The sequence below is a fragment of the Candidatus Tisiphia endosymbiont of Neophilaenus lineatus genome (assembly GCF_964264975.1).
Classification (GTDB): domain Bacteria; phylum Pseudomonadota; class Alphaproteobacteria; order Rickettsiales; family Rickettsiaceae; genus Tisiphia.
The window spans coordinates 248,488-267,582 of record NZ_OZ183649.1; the positions used below are offsets into that span (position 1 = coordinate 248,488).

The 19,095-nt window shown below is 33.5% G+C and carries 21 protein-coding genes, 1 tRNA gene and 1 pseudogene; 4 read left to right on the top strand and 19 right to left on the bottom strand.

Annotated features, from left to right (window positions below; genetic code table 11):
• Nucleotides 1-535: 535 nt before the first annotated feature.
• Entirely contained in the window at nucleotides 536-910 is a 375-nt protein-coding gene (locus tag ACFE3K_RS01500; protein ID WP_375359076.1) for a helix-turn-helix domain-containing protein, read from the top strand.
• Nucleotides 911-1,049: 139 nt separating this feature from the next.
• A pseudogene (locus ACFE3K_RS01505) lies at nucleotides 1,050-1,484 on the top strand (RNA methyltransferase); the annotation flags it as partial.
• Here the strand turns inward: ACFE3K_RS01505 and ACFE3K_RS01510 are convergent.
• The 16 genes from ACFE3K_RS01510 to ACFE3K_RS01585 form a co-directional block, all read right to left on the bottom strand.
• On the bottom strand, nucleotides 1,468-2,028 hold the full coding sequence (locus tag ACFE3K_RS01510; protein ID WP_375358342.1) for an IS630 family transposase: 561 nt from the start codon (nucleotides 2,026-2,028) through the stop codon (nucleotides 1,468-1,470). The pseudogene ACFE3K_RS01505 and the gene ACFE3K_RS01510 sit on opposite strands and share 17 nt — an antisense overlap.
• Entirely contained in the window at nucleotides 2,022-2,471 is a 450-nt protein-coding gene (locus tag ACFE3K_RS01515) for a helix-turn-helix domain-containing protein (protein WP_375359077.1), read from the bottom strand. The genes ACFE3K_RS01510 and ACFE3K_RS01515 overlap by 7 nt, the downstream gene beginning before the upstream one ends.
• 96 nt (nucleotides 2,472-2,567) lie before the next feature.
• On the bottom strand, nucleotides 2,568-2,786 hold the full coding sequence (locus ACFE3K_RS01520) for a hypothetical protein (RefSeq protein ID WP_375359078.1): 219 nt from the start codon (nucleotides 2,784-2,786) through the stop codon (nucleotides 2,568-2,570).
• Between the two features lie 359 nt (nucleotides 2,787-3,145).
• Complete coding sequence (secD, locus tag ACFE3K_RS01525; protein ID WP_375359079.1) at nucleotides 3,146-4,699, bottom strand: protein translocase subunit SecD; 1,554 nt, start codon at nucleotides 4,697-4,699, stop codon at nucleotides 3,146-3,148.
• 3 nt (nucleotides 4,700-4,702) lie between these two features.
• Nucleotides 4,703-5,107 (bottom strand): preprotein translocase subunit YajC, encoded by a 405-nt coding sequence (gene yajC / locus ACFE3K_RS01530; RefSeq protein WP_375359080.1) that lies wholly within the window; start codon nucleotides 5,105-5,107, stop codon nucleotides 4,703-4,705.
• Nucleotides 5,108-5,244: 137 nt separating this feature from the next.
• The gene (locus ACFE3K_RS01535; RefSeq protein ID WP_375359081.1) at nucleotides 5,245-6,687 is read right to left on the bottom strand and encodes a Ppx/GppA family phosphatase; all 1,443 of its coding nucleotides are present in this window, start codon (nucleotides 6,685-6,687) and stop codon (nucleotides 5,245-5,247) included.
• A gap of 30 nt (nucleotides 6,688-6,717) precedes the next feature.
• A complete protein-coding gene (locus ACFE3K_RS01540) occupies nucleotides 6,718-8,502 on the bottom strand; it encodes a type IV secretory system conjugative DNA transfer family protein (protein WP_375359082.1) in 1,785 nt (594 codons plus the stop codon).
• Between the two features lie 5 nt (nucleotides 8,503-8,507).
• Nucleotides 8,508-9,914 carry a group II intron reverse transcriptase/maturase gene (ltrA, locus tag ACFE3K_RS01545; RefSeq protein WP_375359083.1) on the bottom strand — a complete coding sequence of 469 codons (1,407 nt, stop codon included), beginning with the start codon at nucleotides 9,912-9,914 and terminating at the stop codon, nucleotides 8,508-8,510.
• 507 nt (nucleotides 9,915-10,421) lie between these two features.
• The gene (virB11, locus tag ACFE3K_RS01550; protein WP_375359084.1) at nucleotides 10,422-11,414 is read right to left on the bottom strand and encodes a P-type DNA transfer ATPase VirB11; all 993 of its coding nucleotides are present in this window, start codon (nucleotides 11,412-11,414) and stop codon (nucleotides 10,422-10,424) included.
• A complete protein-coding gene (locus ACFE3K_RS01555; RefSeq protein ID WP_375359085.1) occupies nucleotides 11,411-12,862 on the bottom strand; it encodes a TrbI/VirB10 family protein in 1,452 nt (483 codons plus the stop codon). The genes virB11 and ACFE3K_RS01555 overlap by 4 nt, the downstream gene beginning before the upstream one ends.
• A 69-nt stretch (nucleotides 12,863-12,931) precedes the next feature.
• Nucleotides 12,932-13,384, bottom strand: coding sequence for a TrbG/VirB9 family P-type conjugative transfer protein (locus ACFE3K_RS01560; protein WP_375359086.1), 453 nt, complete (start codon nucleotides 13,382-13,384; stop codon nucleotides 12,932-12,934).
• Entirely contained in the window at nucleotides 13,371-14,090 is a 720-nt protein-coding gene (locus ACFE3K_RS01565; protein ID WP_375359087.1) for a virB8 family protein, read from the bottom strand. Before ACFE3K_RS01565 ends, ACFE3K_RS01560 begins: the two co-directional genes overlap by 14 nt.
• Before the next feature lie 459 nt (nucleotides 14,091-14,549).
• A complete protein-coding gene (gene mlaD, locus ACFE3K_RS01570; protein ID WP_375359089.1) occupies nucleotides 14,550-15,005 on the bottom strand; it encodes an outer membrane lipid asymmetry maintenance protein MlaD in 456 nt (151 codons plus the stop codon).
• Nucleotides 15,005-15,346 carry an NADH-ubiquinone oxidoreductase subunit NDUFA12 family protein gene (locus ACFE3K_RS01575; RefSeq protein WP_375359090.1) on the bottom strand — a complete coding sequence of 114 codons (342 nt, stop codon included), beginning with the start codon at nucleotides 15,344-15,346 and terminating at the stop codon, nucleotides 15,005-15,007. The genes mlaD and ACFE3K_RS01575 overlap by 1 nt, the downstream gene beginning before the upstream one ends.
• Nucleotides 15,334-15,942, bottom strand: coding sequence for a ribonuclease HI (locus ACFE3K_RS01580; protein ID WP_375359091.1), 609 nt, complete (start codon nucleotides 15,940-15,942; stop codon nucleotides 15,334-15,336). The genes ACFE3K_RS01575 and ACFE3K_RS01580 overlap by 13 nt, the downstream gene beginning before the upstream one ends.
• 35 nt (nucleotides 15,943-15,977) lie before the next feature.
• Nucleotides 15,978-16,484 carry a DNA-3-methyladenine glycosylase gene (locus tag ACFE3K_RS01585; RefSeq protein WP_375359092.1) on the bottom strand — a complete coding sequence of 169 codons (507 nt, stop codon included), beginning with the start codon at nucleotides 16,482-16,484 and terminating at the stop codon, nucleotides 15,978-15,980.
• Between the two features lie 153 nt (nucleotides 16,485-16,637).
• On the opposite strand from ACFE3K_RS01585, the gene ACFE3K_RS01590 reads away from it, so the two are divergent.
• Both ACFE3K_RS01590 and ACFE3K_RS01595 read left to right on the top strand, forming a co-directional pair.
• On the top strand, nucleotides 16,638-16,841 hold the full coding sequence (locus ACFE3K_RS01590) for a hypothetical protein (protein WP_341748342.1): 204 nt from the start codon (nucleotides 16,638-16,640) through the stop codon (nucleotides 16,839-16,841).
• An 80-nt stretch (nucleotides 16,842-16,921) separates the two neighbouring features.
• Nucleotides 16,922-16,996, top strand: a tRNA-Ala gene (locus tag ACFE3K_RS01595).
• 23 nt (nucleotides 16,997-17,019) lie between these two features.
• Here the strand turns inward: ACFE3K_RS01595 and ACFE3K_RS01600 are convergent.
• The 3 genes from ACFE3K_RS01600 to ACFE3K_RS01610 all read right to left on the bottom strand — a co-directional run bounded on the left by ACFE3K_RS01600 (nucleotide 17,020) and on the right by ACFE3K_RS01610 (nucleotide 18,758).
• Nucleotides 17,020-17,475, bottom strand: a complete 456-nt coding sequence (locus tag ACFE3K_RS01600; RefSeq protein WP_375359093.1) for a hypothetical protein — start codon at nucleotides 17,473-17,475, stop codon at nucleotides 17,020-17,022.
• Nucleotides 17,476-17,817: 342 nt separating this feature from the next.
• On the bottom strand, nucleotides 17,818-18,315 hold the full coding sequence (locus tag ACFE3K_RS01605) for a transposase (RefSeq protein ID WP_375359094.1): 498 nt from the start codon (nucleotides 18,313-18,315) through the stop codon (nucleotides 17,818-17,820).
• Nucleotides 18,309-18,758 (bottom strand): helix-turn-helix domain-containing protein, encoded by a 450-nt coding sequence (locus tag ACFE3K_RS01610; protein WP_375359095.1) that lies wholly within the window; start codon nucleotides 18,756-18,758, stop codon nucleotides 18,309-18,311. The genes ACFE3K_RS01605 and ACFE3K_RS01610 overlap by 7 nt, the downstream gene beginning before the upstream one ends.
• Between the last annotated feature and the right edge of the window lie 337 nt (nucleotides 18,759-19,095).

A 19,095-nucleotide genomic window follows, 5' to 3' on the forward strand; every position in this document is an offset into this window, starting at 1 on the left:
ATGGCTTTAAAAGATTTGCCTAATTGAAGGTGATACATCGCCAATAAACGTATACGATTTCGACCATGCGGCTCATGTTTCATCATTTTTATAAAATCATGACCTTCAAAACCTTGCGGTAATATTAACCTAGCTATTTGAGTACCTATTTATCAGTTAAAAACCCATTTTATAACACCGTGTTAATTATTGCAATTAGTATTAATTCTATGATTTTAATTTTTTTAGTCTTATTTTATCTAGAATAGTAAAAAAAGGTTAAAAAAATACGATAAAAATGAAATTATAATTTACAAGGTTGTTAAGTATCTATAAGATTAGTATAATTATATAATAGTTAAAAAATATTAAGTACTACTTGTACATAAACAAAAAATATAATCAATATTTACTGATAGTAGACAGTTTACATGTGGGTATTTCTATGTGAATTGTTGGCTTTCTAGGTTATAGAATATATGACAGTAATCTTTTTATTTGTTAATAATCTATTATATTCTTAAAATTTAATAGTTCATGCATAAAGGAGTTAATTATGGTACGAAGAAATGACTACATACAAAAAGTTGATCAATTTATAGGTGGGAAAATCTATTCTTTAAGGCTTGCCAAAGGGTTGTCACGTCAACAACTTGCAGAGGTAATAGAGGTAACACATCAGCAGTTACAAAAATATGAGAAGGGTATTAATAGAATATCAATAGGTAGGTTGGTTCTTATTGCTAAAGCATTAGATAAAAATATCGATTATTTCTATCAAGGTTTAGAAGATGTTGACAATGTCGAGCCTGTGCTTACTCAACATCAGCGTATGTGTATAGAAGTATCAAGGAATTTTATGAAAATTCGTAACTCAGAACATCAGCAAGCAGTTAATGCATTGATACGTTCTTTGATTAAAGAAGATTAGGGAAAATGAAAAAATCATTGGTTCGTTATGAAACTAATAGTTGACAGAGATAAAAGAGTATAGTAATTGGATACGAGTAGTTAATAGGAATTAAGTAGCTATTTAAAAGAAAATAATTACATATTAATCAAAGATGTTTATGCCAATTATTATTTTAGTAGCACCTCAAATGGGTGAGAATATTGGTGCTACTGCTAGAGCAATGAAAAATTTTGATGTTTCAGAGTTGAGAATCGTTTTACCTAGAGATGGTTGGCCGAATGAACAGGCACGTAGTATGGCGGTATCAGCGGTAAATATCATAGATAATGCTAAGATTTATGATAGTTTGGAAGCAAGTATAGAGGATATTGATTATTTATATGCAACAAGTTCAGCAACACGTAATATCAATAAAAACTATGTTCTATCAGAGAATTTATGTCCGGATTATCCTACAGGTCTTAAAGTCGCTATCATGTTTGGTCGTGAAAATTGTGGTTTGCGAAATAGAGAAATTACTTATGCCCATAAAATTATTAACATTAATACAGGGGGTTTTATACCAATTGCAATAATTAACACGGTGTATTTATCCAATCTCTATACATAATTGATTTTACTAAATCTACATTATGAGCAAGTTGATTCCAAGCGTAACAAGCCATAGTAACGATATCTTCATATACACCATAACATTGGTTAGACAAGAAATGATTTTTAATCCATTCCCAAACTTGTTCCATTGCATTAAGTTCCGGTGCATAGGGCGGAAGCGGTATCAAAGTGATATTGCTTGGCACAGTTAGTTTTTTGGCTGTGTGCCAACCTGCATTATCCGTTAGTAAAGCTATATGTCGGTTGCCTTGAATACTGCGAGAAAGCTCTTCTAAGAATTTATTCATTGCCTGTGTGTTTGCATATGGTAAAATTAATGCACAAGCTTCTCCTGTCTCATGGCAAGCAGCTCCGTAAATATATGTTGAAATAAATTGCTGTTGCCGAACTTTACGGGGTCTAGTGCCACGCTTAGCCCATATACGAGTTAAGCTACCTTGTTGCCCAACTCTAGTTTCATCCTGAGACCATATATCAACTTTACATCTATCGATATTTTTTGCTAATAATTTTGTTAACATGTCTGGAAAGTTTTTTTATATGTATTTTGAGTCTCTTGATTTGATTTTGGATGCATTGAACGAGAAGTAACCCAGCTAAAACCAAGGCGGTGCATAGTATTGTAGACTGTTTTTAAAGCACATTTAGCACCATATTCCTCAACTAACATGATATGTAGCTCCTTTCCAGTTATATACCCACCAGTTTTACTTTCACTGAGCGTATTGATTTTATCAAAAATAGCAGACTCTTGTATACTGTTAATCTTCCTAGGGGCAGCGCTTCTTTGTGATTCAAATAATCCTTCAAAACCATGATTCCTAAATCTTCTGAGCCATGATTGCACAGTTTTCCAGTGTGACTTCACTATTTTAGATATGGCTTTAAAAGATTTGCCTAATTGAAGGTGATACATCGCCAATAAACGTATACGATTTCGACCATGCGGCTCATGTTTCATCATTTTTATAAAATCATGACCTTCAAAACCTTGCGGTAATATGAACCTAGCTATTTGAGTACCTATTTATCAGTTAAAAACCCATTTTATAACACCGTGTTAATTATTGCAATTAGTATTACTGACAAATAAAATAACAAAGTCTTTTTGTCTACCAAATTTTCTACTTAAAATTCTTTCAGCAAAATTAACTGCTGCATCATGAGCAGTAGTGGCTGTATCAGGCCTTTCTTTATTCTTGCCTACTTTAGTATTGATTATTTCAGTACGTTTAACTTGATCCTTATTAAGGAACTTGTTTACTAGGTCACTACTCATCAGGTCTTCTGTGAGTTTTCTCTCATTGCTGCTTGCATAATTAAGATAGAATCTTCTAGGAAAAAGACCTAATGGACATTCTTCTTGTGTTTTATACTGAATACATTAGTCTTGTCAAAACATACTAGATCGTGCCATAATTTTTGTGGTTCAAAATATCCAGCTAGATAAAAAATCTTTAACAAAGCTTCTTGCTGGGTTGGTGAGGTAAAACCTAATTTGCTAGCAGCTAATTCGAATCATGAAAGTTCTGATGAATGTTTATAATCCCCGTATGTTACGCTGGTAGTTAGGGCAACTGTTACAGATAGTAGCATTCTTTTTAAGGCTTGAAGCATAATATAATTTTCTTCGTTTAATTATAACCCTAGATTTTTGGGCTTTTGATACTTCATCCAAGTATCAATCAACAACTTAGTAATAATAATCGCAGAGAACATAGATGATATTATACCAATAGTGAGTGTTACTGCGAAACCTTTTATACCTCCAGCTCCAAATATAAAAAGTAAAAATGCTGCAATCAAAGTTGTAACATTTGAATCAAGGATTGTAGCAAAAGCTGATTCAAATCCTATCCTTATGGCATATAGATTAGATGCACCTTTTTTAAGTTCTTCCCTTATCCTTTCATAAATGAGTACATTGGCATCAACTGCCATACCAATCGTTAGGATTATACCAGCAATTCCTGGCAGAGTTAATGTAGCTTGAAAAAGTGACAATAACGCTAAAATATAAAGTAAAGCTAGGCTTAATGCTATATTGGCAAAAATGCCAAGAATTCCGTAAGACCAAATCATGAATATTACCACACTAACAAAACCAATCATACCTGCTTTCTTGCCTGCCTCTATTGAATCTGCTCCAAGATTTGGTCCTACGGTTCTTTCCTCTATTATTTTTAAAGGGGCTGGCAACGAACCAGCCCTAAGTAATAACGCTAATTCATTTGCTGATTCAACAGTAAAATTACCTGAAATTATACCGCTTCCTCCAAGAATTGGTTCATTAATTACTGGTGCACTTAATAATTTGTTATCAAGCACGATAGCAAGCCTCTTGCTAGAATTATTCTTGGTTATTTCTGCAAATAATTTACTACCAAGATTATTAAAAGAAAAAGCAACAGCAGGTTGGGAATTTTGATTGAAAGAAGCTTGGGCAGTTGTTAGCTGGTCACCACTAACAATAGCTTTTTTCTTAACAACTACGTAATATTCTTGCTTATTTTCATTTTCCCCTTTCACTAAAATTGAACCAAAGGGTAAATGTCCATTTAATGCTTGTTGTATGTTGGCAGTTTCATCTACTAAATGAAAGGTTAGTTTTGCAGTTTTGCCAAGAATATTTTTAAGTTGTTGTGGATTTTCCTCACCTGGTACTTGCAGTAATATATGTTTATCACCTTGCCTTTGTATGTTAGGTTCTGTTGTGCCGGTGCTATCCACTCTCATTCTAATTATTTCAATTGATTGGGCAATAACTTGATACCTTAATTCAGCAAGCTTCGAATCACTATAGCTAAGCTTAATATTAGTATTATCGTTTTCTACAGTAATTTCTTGGTCAACTTTACCTAAGATCTTTTTGACCTGTTTATAATCTTCTAGGTTTCTCAATTCAAACTGCACCGCCTTGTTCTTAACAACAAGATTTTTATAACCTATTTTATCTTCCCGTAAATATTTTCGTAAATGGTCAGCTAGACTGTCCATTACATCATTTAAGTAACTATCAAAATCTACATCTAGCAATAGATGAGCACCACCTCTTAAATCAAGACCAAGATTCACCTTATGGTTTGGCAGTATTTTAGAATCTATAGTTGTAAAATTAGGTAAAGCACAAATAAAGGCTGCTATTGTACATAAAATAGAAAGGAATATTTTCCATTTAGGAATATTATACACAGCTCATTTCCCTTTATCTTTTTTACTTTTGGCACTAACTTCTGTTTTATGACGACTTGTAATATCAAGTATTGAAGATTTCAGAATTTTGATTCGTATATTTTCAGCTACTTCAAGATCTACCGTGTTGTCAGCATCGTTAATCTTGTTTACTACTCCAAAAATTCCACTATTAGTTACCACCTCTTCTCCTTTCTTAACGCTACCAACTATAGCCTCTTTCTCACGACGGCGTTTATCTTGTGGTCTAATTAGAAAAAAATAGAATACAACGAAGATTAATACCATCGGTACAAGGCTTGTTAATATTGATTGAGTAGATGATGATTCAGCTACTGGAGTTACTTCTTCAGTTTCTGTTATTGATATTGTATCATTGTTATCTGCATAGGCATTTTCTATAAACATATATATCTCCTGACGTATTATGTAACAGTAGTTGTATTAATTTATTGTATACTCTTCTGCTTTGAAGAATTGTTTTTTGACAATGAGGAACTCGCGTACTCTAAAAAAGCTTGTACACTTGCAATATAAGACTGTTATCATTTTATTTCAATAAATATTTTTCGGGCGAAACCTATAGCTTTCAGACGTTCGCACACTTTTTCAAACACCGCTTTTGGTAAAATATTTAGTGTAGAAATTTCAATATATCTATTATCTTTTAACTCAAGAGAAAAAGATGGTGACTGAAATCTTGGTCCATCAATTTCCCTAGCAATTTTTATAAAATTACCTATTATATGACTGTTACAATAATCATATGAATTAATCATTCTTTTTGCTAATCTATTAATATATGTATCACTTCTTGCTGTATAGGTAAGTGCAAGAGCAATACTAAGCATCAACCTCTGACGATGACTAAAAGGAATATCTGAAGCTAAAATAAATTCAACAATAAAATTAGAGCGAAGAGTTTTATCGATATTTTTATTATATTGTGCAAGCATTATGACCAAAGTAATTATACTAATTGTTGTTGTATCTGGTTGAATTAAGATAGGCTTAATGACTTCTGTATAATTTTTGATATTACAAGTAGTTTCATCAAAATTTACTAATGTCTTGATTCTTTCATAAATAATATCTTTCTCCTGTTCTTCTTTAGGGAGACAAACAAATCTAACACCTTCTTTTAAACCATAATTTGAAATTATTACCTTTTCAGGTAAAAAGACATTTAGCATAGATTTTGCCACCAAAATTGCGTTAGAATGAATTCTTGATTTATATTGTGTTCTCATACTATGAGCATGAGCTAATTTTTCGAGATATAGTTCAAATTCTCTACGATTTATTGCAAGGTTATGTAAGTTCTTAAGAGGATAATGAACAAACTCCATGTAAGAGCGTCCAATTAGCCTTAAAGCTCCTCCTATTAAGTATAAGTTTGGACAATGATACCCTTGTTGACATTGTTGTATACCCGAATGATTTGGGTATACCTCTCCAAACTCTTTGTTGATCATTTGGCTAATTATATTAATATCGTCAAAATGATTATTAGTGATTAAGCTAGTGCCTAAAGGTAGAGATTTTAAGATTCCCACTTTTTTGTCTTTGATTTGGGCAAGCTCAAGGCTACCTCCACCTAGGTCTGCTGCTATGCCACAAGCATCATTGATACCAGAAATTAATCCGGCAGCTGTAAGATAGGCCTCGCGATTACCAGAAATAATTTCAATATTAATATTAAATTTTCTTTTAACTATTTCTCTCAATTCTTCAGCTCTTGGATGCCCTCTAAGTACAGCAGTAGCAACGCATTTAACATCTGTTACTGATAACCTATCAAAAATATGTACAAAATATTGTAGTGATAAATATACTTGATGCTTTACTTCTAGGTCATCTAGATTAAGTAAATTGATAATATCACTTTTAAATTTATCATTGAAAATTTCTGGAGCTCCAAGTCTATCACATTCATAAACTACAGCTCTTATGGCATTATAGCCAATATCAATAATGGCTGAACGCATAGAGTTTTATCTTATTGCTTACCTAAAAAATTAATCTTTTTTAGTAGTAGAATCCGTATTTTCTTGTTCCTCATCTACATTATTTTTATTTGGATCATAAGGTTTTTGAGTTGGAACAAATGTAGGCGGTAATAACCTATTTGTAAAGAACTTATCCTCATAATACTTAATTTTTAAAGATTTAATAGGTGGGAAAGACTCAATTAAAACGATTTGTTCATCTTTTGGTAATTGAATTACTTCTTGAGGCAAAAGCAGAGCTCTTGAAACTTGTGATACATTCTGCGTTCTTGTTGAAATATTAAGATCAAAAAATAGTGGTTTACTATAAGATCGTTGTTCAACTGTTTTATTACCCACTAGCTGTGATATCAGGTTGGCTGTTTCATAGTTATTAGCTGCAAAAGTAATACGATATGTAGCATTTGACAAGAATGAGTTCATTCCAGTATCCTCATAAGTTCCTTTGAGCTGCTGAGTATCTTGTATAATCAAGAATAAGCGAACTCTATATCCCCTGAAAAATGCGATACCAGCCTTAAATGTATCCATTTTGCCTAAAGTAGGGAATTCATCAAGTAGAAACATAACCCCATAAGGTTCTTCTTTTAAATCAGGCATTTTGCGACTTAAAAACTCTGTAGCTTGCTGGTAAAAAACCTGCATCAATTTTTGTAAACGCTGTATATTATCCGGAGTTAAACCAACATAAACGCTTGTTTTAATCTTCTTAAACTCAAGTATATTAAAGTCAGATGATGCAGTAGCTGAGTCAATTAGCGGGTTTGCCCATAATTCTAAAGAAGAGTTCATTGTAGAGATAACACCTGAACGCTCTTTATCTGCTTTTTGTAGAAATGCAGCAATATTCATATAGGCCACAGGATGTATTACCTTACCTAAAGTATCTAGAACTACTGCCAAGTTGTACACTACGTCATCACTACGCATTGTCCTGACCACTTCGCCAAAGGATTTAGTTTTTGTCGGGTCAGCAATTAAGTATAGTACTACACCAAGAAATAAACTTCGTGCTTCATTATTCCAAAAATCTTTTTCAGGCATAATCAGATTTGAGATTTTTTGTACGTCATCCACCATTTGACCTGGCTTGGTACTTACCCAGTCTATAGGATTGTAACAATGAGTTATCCCATCAGGATTGGAAGGTTCCCAAACAAATACTCGTTGTCCTTGCTTCTGCCTCCAACCACTTGTAAAACCATGATTTTCTAGCTTAATGTCATGTACTATAATAGAGTGTTCCCAAAATAATAAATTAGGAATTACAAATCCTACCCCCTTACCTGAACCGGTTGGGGCAAAAAGCAAAGCGTGCTGAAATCCATCAGCAACAAAATATCCTCCGCTATTGGTGCCAAGCAACATACCATGCTTTGAACGTAGACCGGCTTTATCTACATCAGCTTCAGTAGCCCAACTAGCATCACCATAAACTTTTTCCGGTTGAATAAAAAATTCAAAATTCTTTATTCTTTTAAGATTTTTCCAGTAAAATATGATAACTATAATTGTCGGCATAGTAAGGGATAATATTAACTTAATTTTTAAGTAGTTATATGCTTGAAAAGTTAATTGCGACCATACACTAACTAGCCAATAAGTCCACTTATAAGCTATATCTATGGCTGTTAAGTCAACATTTATAGCTCTAATCTCATTAGTAGTAAATGCAACTAGCACTCCACTAATCCATATCGTACAAAATACTACCAAAGGGTGTATTATAAAATGACCTAAGAGGTTACGGATAATGTTTACTATTCTCTCCAATCCCAGCCAAGTAGAAATCATAGCTCTTACCATCCTTTAATTAATAAAGTTTCATTGCTATGATAGCCCTCACAGAACCGTGCTTGTGGTTTTCCCACACACGGCTCTTCAATATAGCTATTCTGCTTTGAAGTAGTACCATATAAAGAAAACTTTATTTTTGGCATTGGTAGCGGATTCCACTGCAAATAGTTTTTAAACCATTTATAGCTTACTTTTCTACTACCTCTTCGGTTTATCCACTTATGTACCATTTGTACAGTTCTATAGTAAAACTTAGAGATCGATTGAAAATTACCGCTAATACCAACATAATTATAATGTCCTGTTAGTTTTGATTTTAGTGTTGGCCACCATTCTTTCAAAGCTATTTGCGATCTTATTGACTTTAACCATTCTTGAGTTTCTTTTAGTTTTCTTGCAAAGCTACTCTTCATTGTCTTATGACCCATTACAAAGTATCCTTGCCTACTTTTTCCACAATAGTGAGTAAAACCAAGAAAGTTAAATGTCTCCACTTTCTCTTTCCTTTTACTTGCTAGTTGCCAAGGTCGTCTACCAAACTTAACCTTCCTTGTTTTCTCTTCTGATATGCTTAATCCCAAACCTTTTAGCCTCTCTTGTAGTAAGTTTAAAAATTCTTCTGCATCTTTAGCACTTTCACAACACACCACATAATCATCACAGTATCTTATTAACTCAACATAGCCTTTAGCTTTTGACTTAAAGACTTTCTCAAACCATAGATCTAAGACATAATGTAAGTAAATATTTGCAAGTATTGGACTTGCTACTGAGCCTTGCAGTATACCTTGATCACTGCTACTAACAACACCATCCTTAGTTGCTCCAGCTTTTAAAAGTCTTCTTATTAGCCACATAAAATTCTTGTCTAATATTCTTTCTTCTAAACACCTTTGCAACCAATAATGATTTATGTTATCGAAAAATTTCCTAATATCTACTTCTACAACATAATTAATTGGCTTTTTCATTACCACTTCATTTAAGGCTTTTATTGCTGAATGACAGCTTAAGTTAGGTCGAAATCCGTAAGAGCATTTTAGAAAATCTTGCTCATATATTGCTTCTAACAATTTCTTTACTGCTAATTGCACTATTTTATCTTCAACTGTTGAAATACCAAGCCCTCGCTTTTCTTTGCTGTTAGTTTTAGGTATATATACCATTCTAACTGCACTAGCCCTGTAGCTTCTATCTTTTAATCTCTGCACAAGCTTTTCTACATGCTCCTCTAGATTCTTGCCATATTCTTCAACCGTTACTTCATCTATGCCATAAGCTCTGTTCCTTTTCAGCTCTTTGTAACATTTAATAAGATTCTCCTTATTTATATGATGCACAAGTGCTGTAAATTTTAGCTTCTTATCTTCCTTAGCTTTAGCAGATATAAGTTTAAGTTTACTTTCCATTCTACTCTCTAACCTCCGTGTATTAGTGAATTAAGCGTACTTACACTAACGCTATATTGCTGACCCCTTCCCCATGTACATGGCTTTCCCATGCTCAGAGTACTATAAGTCAGTCCGACTTCCATTGTATCATACTTTAATTCTTGCTCTTAACAGCTTGTTTTAAAGTACTCACTTGCGTAAGAATACAATGGATCTCCTAGAGGTTCAGGTAAATTCCGTCTTGTAGCGTGTCATGGTCTGTGACTCCGGTAGAGCAATAGTTGCTCGCCTTATCGCAACTACACATCCTGTTTTCCATGAAATGAAGCATGTCAACCTCTATGATATCGCATATTTCGGAGCTTATATCCTTCACTTACGTTACAACCCACTACATCCCTCCTCTCAGCTTCACATAATTCGTTACCTCCATATATGTGAAATTTGGTTCTACGCTGTTGGCTAAACTTTACGTAGGTTGGATTTTCACCAACTGTAATTTACCCGCTTTGCCTAGCGCCATCATTAGTCTTGCCTATTCTTACTATAGTATATTTCTGAGACATATCTCTTCCCACCACTACCACGTTTTAATTGTATCACAATATCGACGACCGCTAATATATATTTTTTCACTTCCTCTGGTGGCATACCTAAACTAGCTTGCATAACCATTAGCTTAAGTTGTTCTATGACCATTGCTGGTGCATCAGCATGTAAAGTAGATATAGAGCCAGGATGGCCTGTATTAATTGCTCGTAAGAAACTAAATGCTTCAGCTCCTCTAAGTTCACCTACAATAATTCTGTCAGGTCTTAGACGTAAACACGCTTCAATCAAATCCTGAGTAGTAACTTTTGCACGACCTTGCCCCCCTTTTGAAGCGAGGAGATGTAATTTATTAGGGTGATTTGCTAAGATTACCTCCCTAGCATCTTCAACAGTAATTAATCGCTCGCTATTTGGAATTTCTGCTAAAGCAGCGTTAGTAAAGGTTGTTTTACCAGTTGATGTACCACCACTAATAATAATATTTTTTTTAGAAATTACAGCATGTCGAATAAATTCTTTTATTTTATTTTCTTTTAAATAATTATTTAAGATTTTTGCATTCTCGTCAATTAATTCTCCAGTAGATGTTGAATCAAAAGCTCCCAACTGGGCATATTGATCTAGTGTAAGGTTCATTGTACTACCTTTCCTGATAGCATATCCGACATGGCCTGGTTCACAAGCAGGAGGAAATACTATTTGGATACGATAGCCATTTGGTAGGGACGCAGAGAGTAAAGGTTTTTCCTCAGAAATTGTCTGATCAGTTGACTGAGCTACAAGCCTACCAAGAGATATAAGATGTTCAAAATCAAGTTCAGGTACTGATTTACAAAACAAATCTCCTTTCTTCTCAACCCATACTTCTCCTGGTTTATTTACCATGATCTCATTAACACCATCTTCTGCGAACAGTTCTTTAAATGGTAATAGAAAAGTCTCTAATGCAGCAAAATTATCACTCATTTTATCAATCTTGATTTTCTTAGTACAGATTGAGGAAATTTATAATCTTTATTGACATAAATTTTAATTACCGTACCTTGATCTATAGTAATAGTTGGTTTAAATTCATGTTGCTGAATCATACCTTTCATAGTATCACTGATATCAGTAAAAGCTTTTTTTGAAGCTGCTTGTGCTTGGGTTGGAGTGCTAGCAGTTGCAGTGCTAGTTAGCAAACTAGCTGCTGCATTAGTTACTGCAGTCATTAAGGCAACAAGCCTTTGACCAAGCTGTGATCCAGTTGGATTTTGTGCAGTATTACAAGCCTGCATCATGGAAATATAGGCTGATGAGGTCTTATCGGGAATGGCGTTCATGACACTAGAACATATCTGTGAAATTTTAACATCCTCAGTACCAGGACCATTATTAATACTTTGTGCTAAACTTTGTATATTAGCAGCAACAGCAGCATTAGCACCAGCAGCTTGTGAATTAACTGGGGGAGCTACCACTTTGTCAAGGGCATTGGCAAGTCCAATATTAAATGCCGATAATAATACAGCATTGGTTAATCGTTCTTTATATTTATTATCTACTCTTCCTTGCTCACCTTTCCTTCCAAGATTATCAACAGCTATAGCATCTAAGGTAATGGTATAACCGTTTGACAGATCAATACGATTCCATATTATTGCAATTCGACCATACGCTCCATCAATACCAGTTGTATAAGCACCAAAAATCTTTGATCCTTTAGGAACTAAAATAATATTTTCCCTTTCAGAAAATACATTTCTGCTAATTATTGCCCTTACTTCTCCACCTAAATCACTATTAATAGCAGTCTCTAGTACCGCTTCAATTATCTTACCACGACCAAGAACAAATGCCATATCTCCACGATCTTGAAAATTTGCTTCTTCGGCAATTTGACTTGGTGTTTTTTTCTCTGGAACTCCTGCAATTAATACTATAGAAGATTTTCTCTTTGCTTCACGGCGTTTCTTTTCCTCGTCACTTTCAGCTATTCCTCCAGGAAGGGGTGATGATACAACGGAAGGAAGAGAAGCGTTATCAGCACTATTATTATCTACTGAAGTAGTAGGTAAAGGAAGCTTTGGCACATCAGCAACTTTAGGGGGAGGAGGTGGTGGAAGCTCCACAGGTGTTTCGAGTTTAGGTGCTTCTGGTAATTTCGGAATCTCTGGTAGATTTTTAGAATTATCTTGTGTCGGTTTAGTAATATCAGTAGGTGCTGATGGAGCTACCACCTCAGGTGGTTTATTATCAGCAATAAAAAGTTTAAAAAAAATAAATATAAAGACAGCAGAAATGACAAGTAGAATCAGAATGCTTTGCTTAGGATTAGTGGCAACTTTTGATAGCTCATTTTGAACTTCTGGTATGTCTTGTTCCTCTGCACTCTGTGTACTGATTTGAGAAGAGGTGTTATTTTGCTTTGCCATAGTAAATTAATATCATTATTATGCGAATTTGGGATAAGAATCAATTAATTCTTATCCCAAATTGAGGTATTATTGTGAAGTACTAAACCTTTTTTTAGGATAATAAAACCTAACTACATATACCAAGTCTTTTTCACGACCTTCTTCCAATTCTTTGGATACAACATCGAATTGGTAAGTCCTTTTATTAGTTATGATAGTCATATTTGTTCTAATGTTTTTTTCCAATGGCTTAATGAATAATCTATTTGCCAACGGAGTCATTTTCCAAGCATAGGATTCCCCTAGAACAATATTTTGGATCTCCTCATTTTTGGCAAATTCTATACTTGACTGAAAACCAAAATGCAGAACTAATAAATAAACTTCATTAGGATTATGTATATAAGTTTTAATTCTGTTATCAGTAGTTATGGCTAGATCATCTACATCATTATCTATATGCATATTACCTGCACAAGCGTTGGCAATAAACGAATGTAATAATATTACCGCTACGAAAAGAAGTCTAGCTATTATCATCATCTACCCTATAATCATTAACTTGAAAACCTACTGGATTAATATCTCGATCTGCATCTGTTAATTCCATTGGAATATATGCGTAACTTACCACAGCTATTTTATTGAAAACCGTTTTATTGCCTGTTGTTTCATTAATAGAGAACCTAACCATATATTTATTTTTTTCTACTCCTGACCAAGATTTAATTACTAAAAAAGTTGTGTTGTTTTGACCATATATTAAAACTGGATTTATATCTTTATTTTGTATATATCCTAGATAGTTATAATATACTGGACTTGAAGATAATAATCTAACGCTTTTCCTTGCTTCAGTATCAAAATCAACAGGATTATATGTTTCTCTAGCTATGAGGTATTTTTTAATAAAATACCTTGAAAGTGCCTCGTCACCGTTTAGTATCTCCGAAGATATTGGATTTACAATCGTTGCCATTCCCGTACTATCATCAATTTGGATAACAAAAGGACTAAACTCTCTTGAATTTACCACTATAGTTACCGCTGCTATGGATGCCATTATAAGTATTATTAGTAATATAGATAATACCAACAAGATATTACGTTGTACAATTAACCTATCAGATCTTTCCTCGTACCAATTCCTAGTAGCTTTAACAAAGTTATTAGACTGAACGCTTTGGTTCTCTACCACATCAGAAGGTGATTTTAGTATATTTAATATATTAGCTAACTTAAACATTGTACATCCCCACTACTTGTAAAGCCTAAGACAAGTTAGTGAATAAATTAATTCAAACAATATAATCATAAATTATGATCATAACTTATTTCATAACAAAAACATTGACAATATAATTCATCAATTCTCAATATTTTTGCAGTATACACTAATTTCGAGCTACACTAATAGGTTATTTGTCATAATTTAAAAATATTACTTAACCTTAATTCGATATAAGAATTACTAATTCTTATATCGAATTGGCTGTGTTATAAGGAAAAATGCATTCTTGGAGTGCTCCTACGAATGCATTTTAATCTATTATCGCTAATAATCTTATTTTTATACTTATAAAAATAAGATTATTAGCAAATTAATATTTAACAATCAGGTGGGCAGCCGCTTCAAACCTGATTGTTTCTATATATATCAATATATCCCGGAAGTTCGATGTAACTTGTTACATCGAACTTCCTGTTACTTACGACCACTACCAAAGGAATAGATTAATTTACCTATTAAGGATTCAATATTAACTGCTGACTGGGTGTATTTTATCTGATCACCTCCAGCCAAATTTTCTTCAGATGAACCGGGGGTTACGGATATATATCTACTACCAAGTATTCCACTTGTGACTATTGCTATACTAGTGTCTTTAGGTAACTTTATATCATTATTGATGTTAATGGTTAATAAGGCAAAAAAGCTAGTTTTATCTAGAGTTATGTTAGTTACTGATCCGATTTTTATACCCGCTAACATCACGCTACTGCCTTGAACTATCCCTTCCGCATTCTGAAAATTTGCCTTAACTATATACCCAGATGCAACTTTTGATGAGTTACCAATTCTATAAGCAAAAACAAAAAAGGCTAAAGCAACTAGTATTACTATAAAGCCAACTAAAGTTTCTATAACATTATTTTTCATTATTTTGATTTATCTAAAGGTTTCCAGCTACTATATTTAGCTTCAGTTGTACTATTTTTTATTAGGTTATTAGATAAGCTAGTGCCAGTAATATTAGGGAGATAATTTTGTTGCCAGTCAAATTTATTATTGTTAGTTGGTACTTCATTAGTCATATAATGCAACCAAGCATGCCACATGGGAGGAACTTTCGATGCTTCCACTTTACCTTTATAAACCACCTGTCTTCTAGCTTGACCTAAATAATTCTGCTTTTTACTTTGATAATATTTGTTACCAAATTGATCTTTTCCAATCTCCTTAGAGAAAATAGGTATAAAAAAATTATCTATGAATGACATTTAAGTATTTTTATAGCAGTTTCTTTTCCTTGCACAGCTAGTCTATCAGCCACTTCATTACCTTCATTATTATTGTGACCTTTAACCCAATGCCAAATAATATAGTGTTTACTTAACTCTTCGTACAATTTTTTCCATAAATCAACATTCTTGACGGGATCATTGTTGTTTTTATGCCAGTTATTTTTTATCCATGTGTTAATCCACTGTGTTATTCCAAGCTGTAAATACTTACTATCTGTGTAAACTTCTACATAGCATGATTTTTTAAGAACTTTTAATGCTTCAATTACTGCTGTCATTTCCATTTGATTATTAGTGGTATATAGTTCATGACCGAATATACTCTTCTGCTTTAAAGGCACGCTATCACGAAACTTCGTAGAGTTCTCACATATATCTAACATGTTTAACTTTTTTTTGTTATACCAATTTTTCAAAGCATTTGGCTCTAGCTCTACACTAGCTCCATGAAACTGTAATAACGCTCCCCAGCCACCTGGTCCAGGATTACCTGAGCAAGCTCCATCAGTGTATATGGTAACCTTAGGCAAAGTAGCTTGACTCTTTGAAATACTTGGGTCTTGTATATTCATTATAATTTAACCTGAGTTATGCAAATTCGCGTAAATTATACCTCTAAATAACGCCAAAGTCTGTCTGTACCTTTGCTAATACCAATCCTAGGAGTATTAATACATTTAGGGGTATTACCTACATCAATAATACAAAAAGACTTATTAGTAGTTACATCTTGACCATTTTGGGTTTTATTAATTCCAAGAGTACGACATAATTTACCAGGTCCATCAAGTAAAACTTGTAAAGGGCTATATTGATACACTCCCCTAATTAATACAGCAGCTGGAAATCCCTGTTGTTCTGTTACTATATTTAAACAATAATACATACCATAAATCAAATATACATATGCATGACCTGCAGAACCATACATAATCTTTGCACGGGGCGTTATACCTTTTGCTGCATGACAAGCAGGATCATCTTCTCCAACATAAGCTTCTGTTTCAATAATTCGTGCTTCTATATTACCAAAGCACAAAACCTTTCCAAGTAACTCTTGTGAGACAATAAGCGTATTTCTTTCATAAAATGTTTTTGGAAGTATTTTAAACATCTTAGTGGTTTAATAAAATATGATATAATTGTATTGATCCAATATAATTCACTATTACATCATTTCACAGCTTTTTCTTGACAAATATTAAAGGTGAGATATTTTGTACTTAGATTTGTATATTATAGAAAGATATTTGAGATTATTACATATATGTCAAAAGCTAAAACAGCATCTAAAAATAACCCAACCTCTAGAGAACAGGCAAAGGAGTATTTTCATAATGGACAAAAAATTAGGCCTGTAAAACTTATATCCGGTAAATCTTCTTTTTTGGCAGCAGAATATGATGTATCAGGAGATTTGGTACTTGGTTCTGATGGCAAGGCATTACCTTGGGACAGAACAAAAATTTAGCCTAAATATTAAGTTTTCAAACAAGTTTGTTGACCTTACATGTAAAAAGGTATATAAGCTACCTATCATTAATATGGTTTGGGGATGTAGCTCAGGGGTAGAGCATCTGCTTTGCACGCAGAGGGTCGGGGGTTCGATTCCCTTCGTCTCCACCACTCTCCTATTTTAATTAATAAGTTTATTCATCTATATTTAAATTTGGTTTTTTACTACCAAATGTATGGTATCTCTTACAATAAGTAGCAGCAACGTATAAAAAATAATCATCCTCTATATTCACTTTTTTCAAGAGTACTTTTTTATAGAATCTTTCGTAAGTAGTAACGGTAATTAAGCCGGCAGATGACAAAGTCCCAAGTACAGACCAAAATAACGTATTAATTGGTGTATATAGCAAGTCCTCGTCAATTAGAATGATGACAGATTTATCACTACAAGTCATTACTCGGCGAATTAATTTGCCAAGAGTACAATAATCATAAGGTCCTTTAGATTCGATAATTTCTACTACTGTTAATCCTTCTTGTTGGCTAGTAGTAATGACATCGTTTCTGAGCTTAAGATCATTACTTTTGTTATAAGGTGGGGTAAGAAAAATTATTGCATTTGAAGTTAAGGTTGTTGTATGTCTCATAATGGCATTCCCTCGTTGATTAAACTTAAAGTTATTAAGTTTTAACCTGGCGATCGGGGAGTTAGTAAAACTGCCGCTAGACAGCTACGTTAGCCTTTAGGCCTAAGGTTTACACCTTAAGCCTTGAACATAGTTAACATCTCCCCGACCATTACAGTCGAGGACACATCATTTAATGGTTGATGCTTACCACTAACGGACTTACAGGTTACTACACCCCAAAGTAACTTTGCAGTTACTTCACTTTTAATTTTAAACTATACTCCCCTAAAGTCAATAACAGTTTTTTTACTGTGAATTGTTATTTTCGTTGTCTTCCTTGGTACGTTCATTACATTTCTTTTATAGGTATAATACCAATTGCAATAATGAACACGGTGTATTTATCCAATCTCTATACATAATTGATTTTACTAAATCTACATTATGAGCAAGTTGATTCCAAGCGTAACAAGCCATAGTAACGATATCTTCATATACACCATAACATTGGTTAGACAAGAAATGATTTTTAATCCATTCCCAAACTTGTTCCATTGCATTAAGTTCCGGTGCATAGGGCGGAAGCGGTATCAAAGTGATATTGCTTGGCACAGTTAGTTTTTTGGCTGTGTGCCAACCTGATGGTAAAATTAATGCACAAGCTTCTCCTGTCTCATGGCAAGCAGCTCCGTAAATATATGTTGAAATAAATTGCTGTTGCCGAACTTTACGGGGTCTAGTGCCACGCTTAGCACATATACGAGTTAAGCTACCTTGTTGCCCAACTCTAGTTTCATCCTGAGACCATATATCAACTTTACATCTATCGATATTTTGTGCTAATAATTTTGTTAACATGTCTGGAAAGTTTTCTTATATCTATTTTGAGTCTCTTGATTTGACTTTGGATGCATTGAACGAGAAGTAATCCAGCTAAAACCAAGGCGGTGCATAGTATTGTAGACTGTTTTTAAAGCACATTTAGCACCATATGCCTCAAGTAACATGATATGTAGCTCTTTTCCAGTTATATACCCACCAGTTTTACTTTTACTGAGCGTATTGATTTTATCAAAAAGAGCAGATTCTTGTATAGTGTTAATCTTCCTAGGGGCACCGCTTCTTTGTGATTCAAATAATCCTTCAAAACCATGATTCCTAAATCTTCTGAGCGATGATTGCACGGTTTTCCAGTGTGACTTCACTATTTCAGATATGGCTTTAAAAGATTTGCCTAATTGAAGGTGATACATCGCCAATAAACGTATACGATTTCGACCATGCGGCTCATGTTTCATCATTTTTATAAAATCATGACCTTCAAAACCTTGCGGTAATATTAACCTAGCTATTTGAGTACCTATTTATCAGTTAAAAACCCATTTTTTAACACCGTGTTAATTATTGCAATTGGTATAATATAACCTGAATTCGATGTAACAAGTTACATCGAATTCAGTGTTATATATAGAAACAATCAGGTTTGAAGCGGCTGCCCATCTGATTGTTAAAATATAATACTCCATTCAATATGTGATTTTAATTATTAAAATCACATATTGAATGATGAAAAAAGTTAAAATGTACTTGCAGAATCGCTTCAAGAGTGCATTTTTCCTTATAACAAAGCAAGTATCG

Coding starts and splice junctions, on each gene's coding strand:
- ACFE3K_RS01500 (WP_375359076.1), top strand. CDS start 536: ATGGTACGAAGAAATGACTACATACAAAAAGTTGATCAATTTATAGGT.
- ACFE3K_RS01510 (WP_375358342.1), bottom strand. CDS start 2,028: ATGTTAACAAAATTATTAGCAAAAAATATCGATAGATGTAAAGTTGAT.
- ACFE3K_RS01515 (WP_375359077.1), bottom strand. CDS start 2,471: ATGATGAAACATGAGCCGCATGGTCGAAATCGTATACGTTTATTGGCG.
- ACFE3K_RS01520 (WP_375359078.1), bottom strand. CDS start 2,786: ATGAGTAGTGACCTAGTAAACAAGTTCCTTAATAAGGATCAAGTTAAA.
- yajC (WP_375359080.1), bottom strand. CDS start 5,107: ATGTTTATAGAAAATGCCTATGCAGATAACAATGATACAATATCAATA.
- ACFE3K_RS01535 (WP_375359081.1), bottom strand. CDS start 6,687: ATGCGTTCAGCCATTATTGATATTGGCTATAATGCCATAAGAGCTGTA.
- ACFE3K_RS01540 (WP_375359082.1), bottom strand. CDS start 8,502: ATGATTTCTACTTGGCTGGGATTGGAGAGAATAGTAAACATTATCCGT.
- ltrA (WP_375359083.1), bottom strand. CDS start 9,914: ATGGAAAGTAAACTTAAACTTATATCTGCTAAAGCTAAGGAAGATAAG.
- virB11 (WP_375359084.1), bottom strand. CDS start 11,414: ATGAGTGATAATTTTGCTGCATTAGAGACTTTTCTATTACCATTTAAA.
- ACFE3K_RS01555 (WP_375359085.1), bottom strand. CDS start 12,862: ATGGCAAAGCAAAATAACACCTCTTCTCAAATCAGTACACAGAGTGCA.
- ACFE3K_RS01560 (WP_375359086.1), bottom strand. CDS start 13,384: ATGATAATAGCTAGACTTCTTTTCGTAGCGGTAATATTATTACATTCG.
- ACFE3K_RS01565 (WP_375359087.1), bottom strand. CDS start 14,090: ATGTTTAAGTTAGCTAATATATTAAATATACTAAAATCACCTTCTGAT.
- mlaD (WP_375359089.1), bottom strand. CDS start 15,005: ATGAAAAATAATGTTATAGAAACTTTAGTTGGCTTTATAGTAATACTA.
- ACFE3K_RS01575 (WP_375359090.1), bottom strand. CDS start 15,346: ATGTCATTCATAGATAATTTTTTTATACCTATTTTCTCTAAGGAGATT.
- ACFE3K_RS01580 (WP_375359091.1), bottom strand. CDS start 15,942: ATGAATATACAAGACCCAAGTATTTCAAAGAGTCAAGCTACTTTGCCT.
- ACFE3K_RS01585 (WP_375359092.1), bottom strand. CDS start 16,484: ATGTTTAAAATACTTCCAAAAACATTTTATGAAAGAAATACGCTTATT.
- ACFE3K_RS01590 (WP_341748342.1), top strand. CDS start 16,638: ATGTCAAAAGCTAAAACAGCATCTAAAAATAACCCAACCTCTAGAGAA.
- ACFE3K_RS01600 (WP_375359093.1), bottom strand. CDS start 17,475: ATGAGACATACAACAACCTTAACTTCAAATGCAATAATTTTTCTTACC.
- ACFE3K_RS01605 (WP_375359094.1), bottom strand. CDS start 18,315: ATGTTAACAAAATTATTAGCACAAAATATCGATAGATGTAAAGTTGAT.
- ACFE3K_RS01610 (WP_375359095.1), bottom strand. CDS start 18,758: ATGATGAAACATGAGCCGCATGGTCGAAATCGTATACGTTTATTGGCG.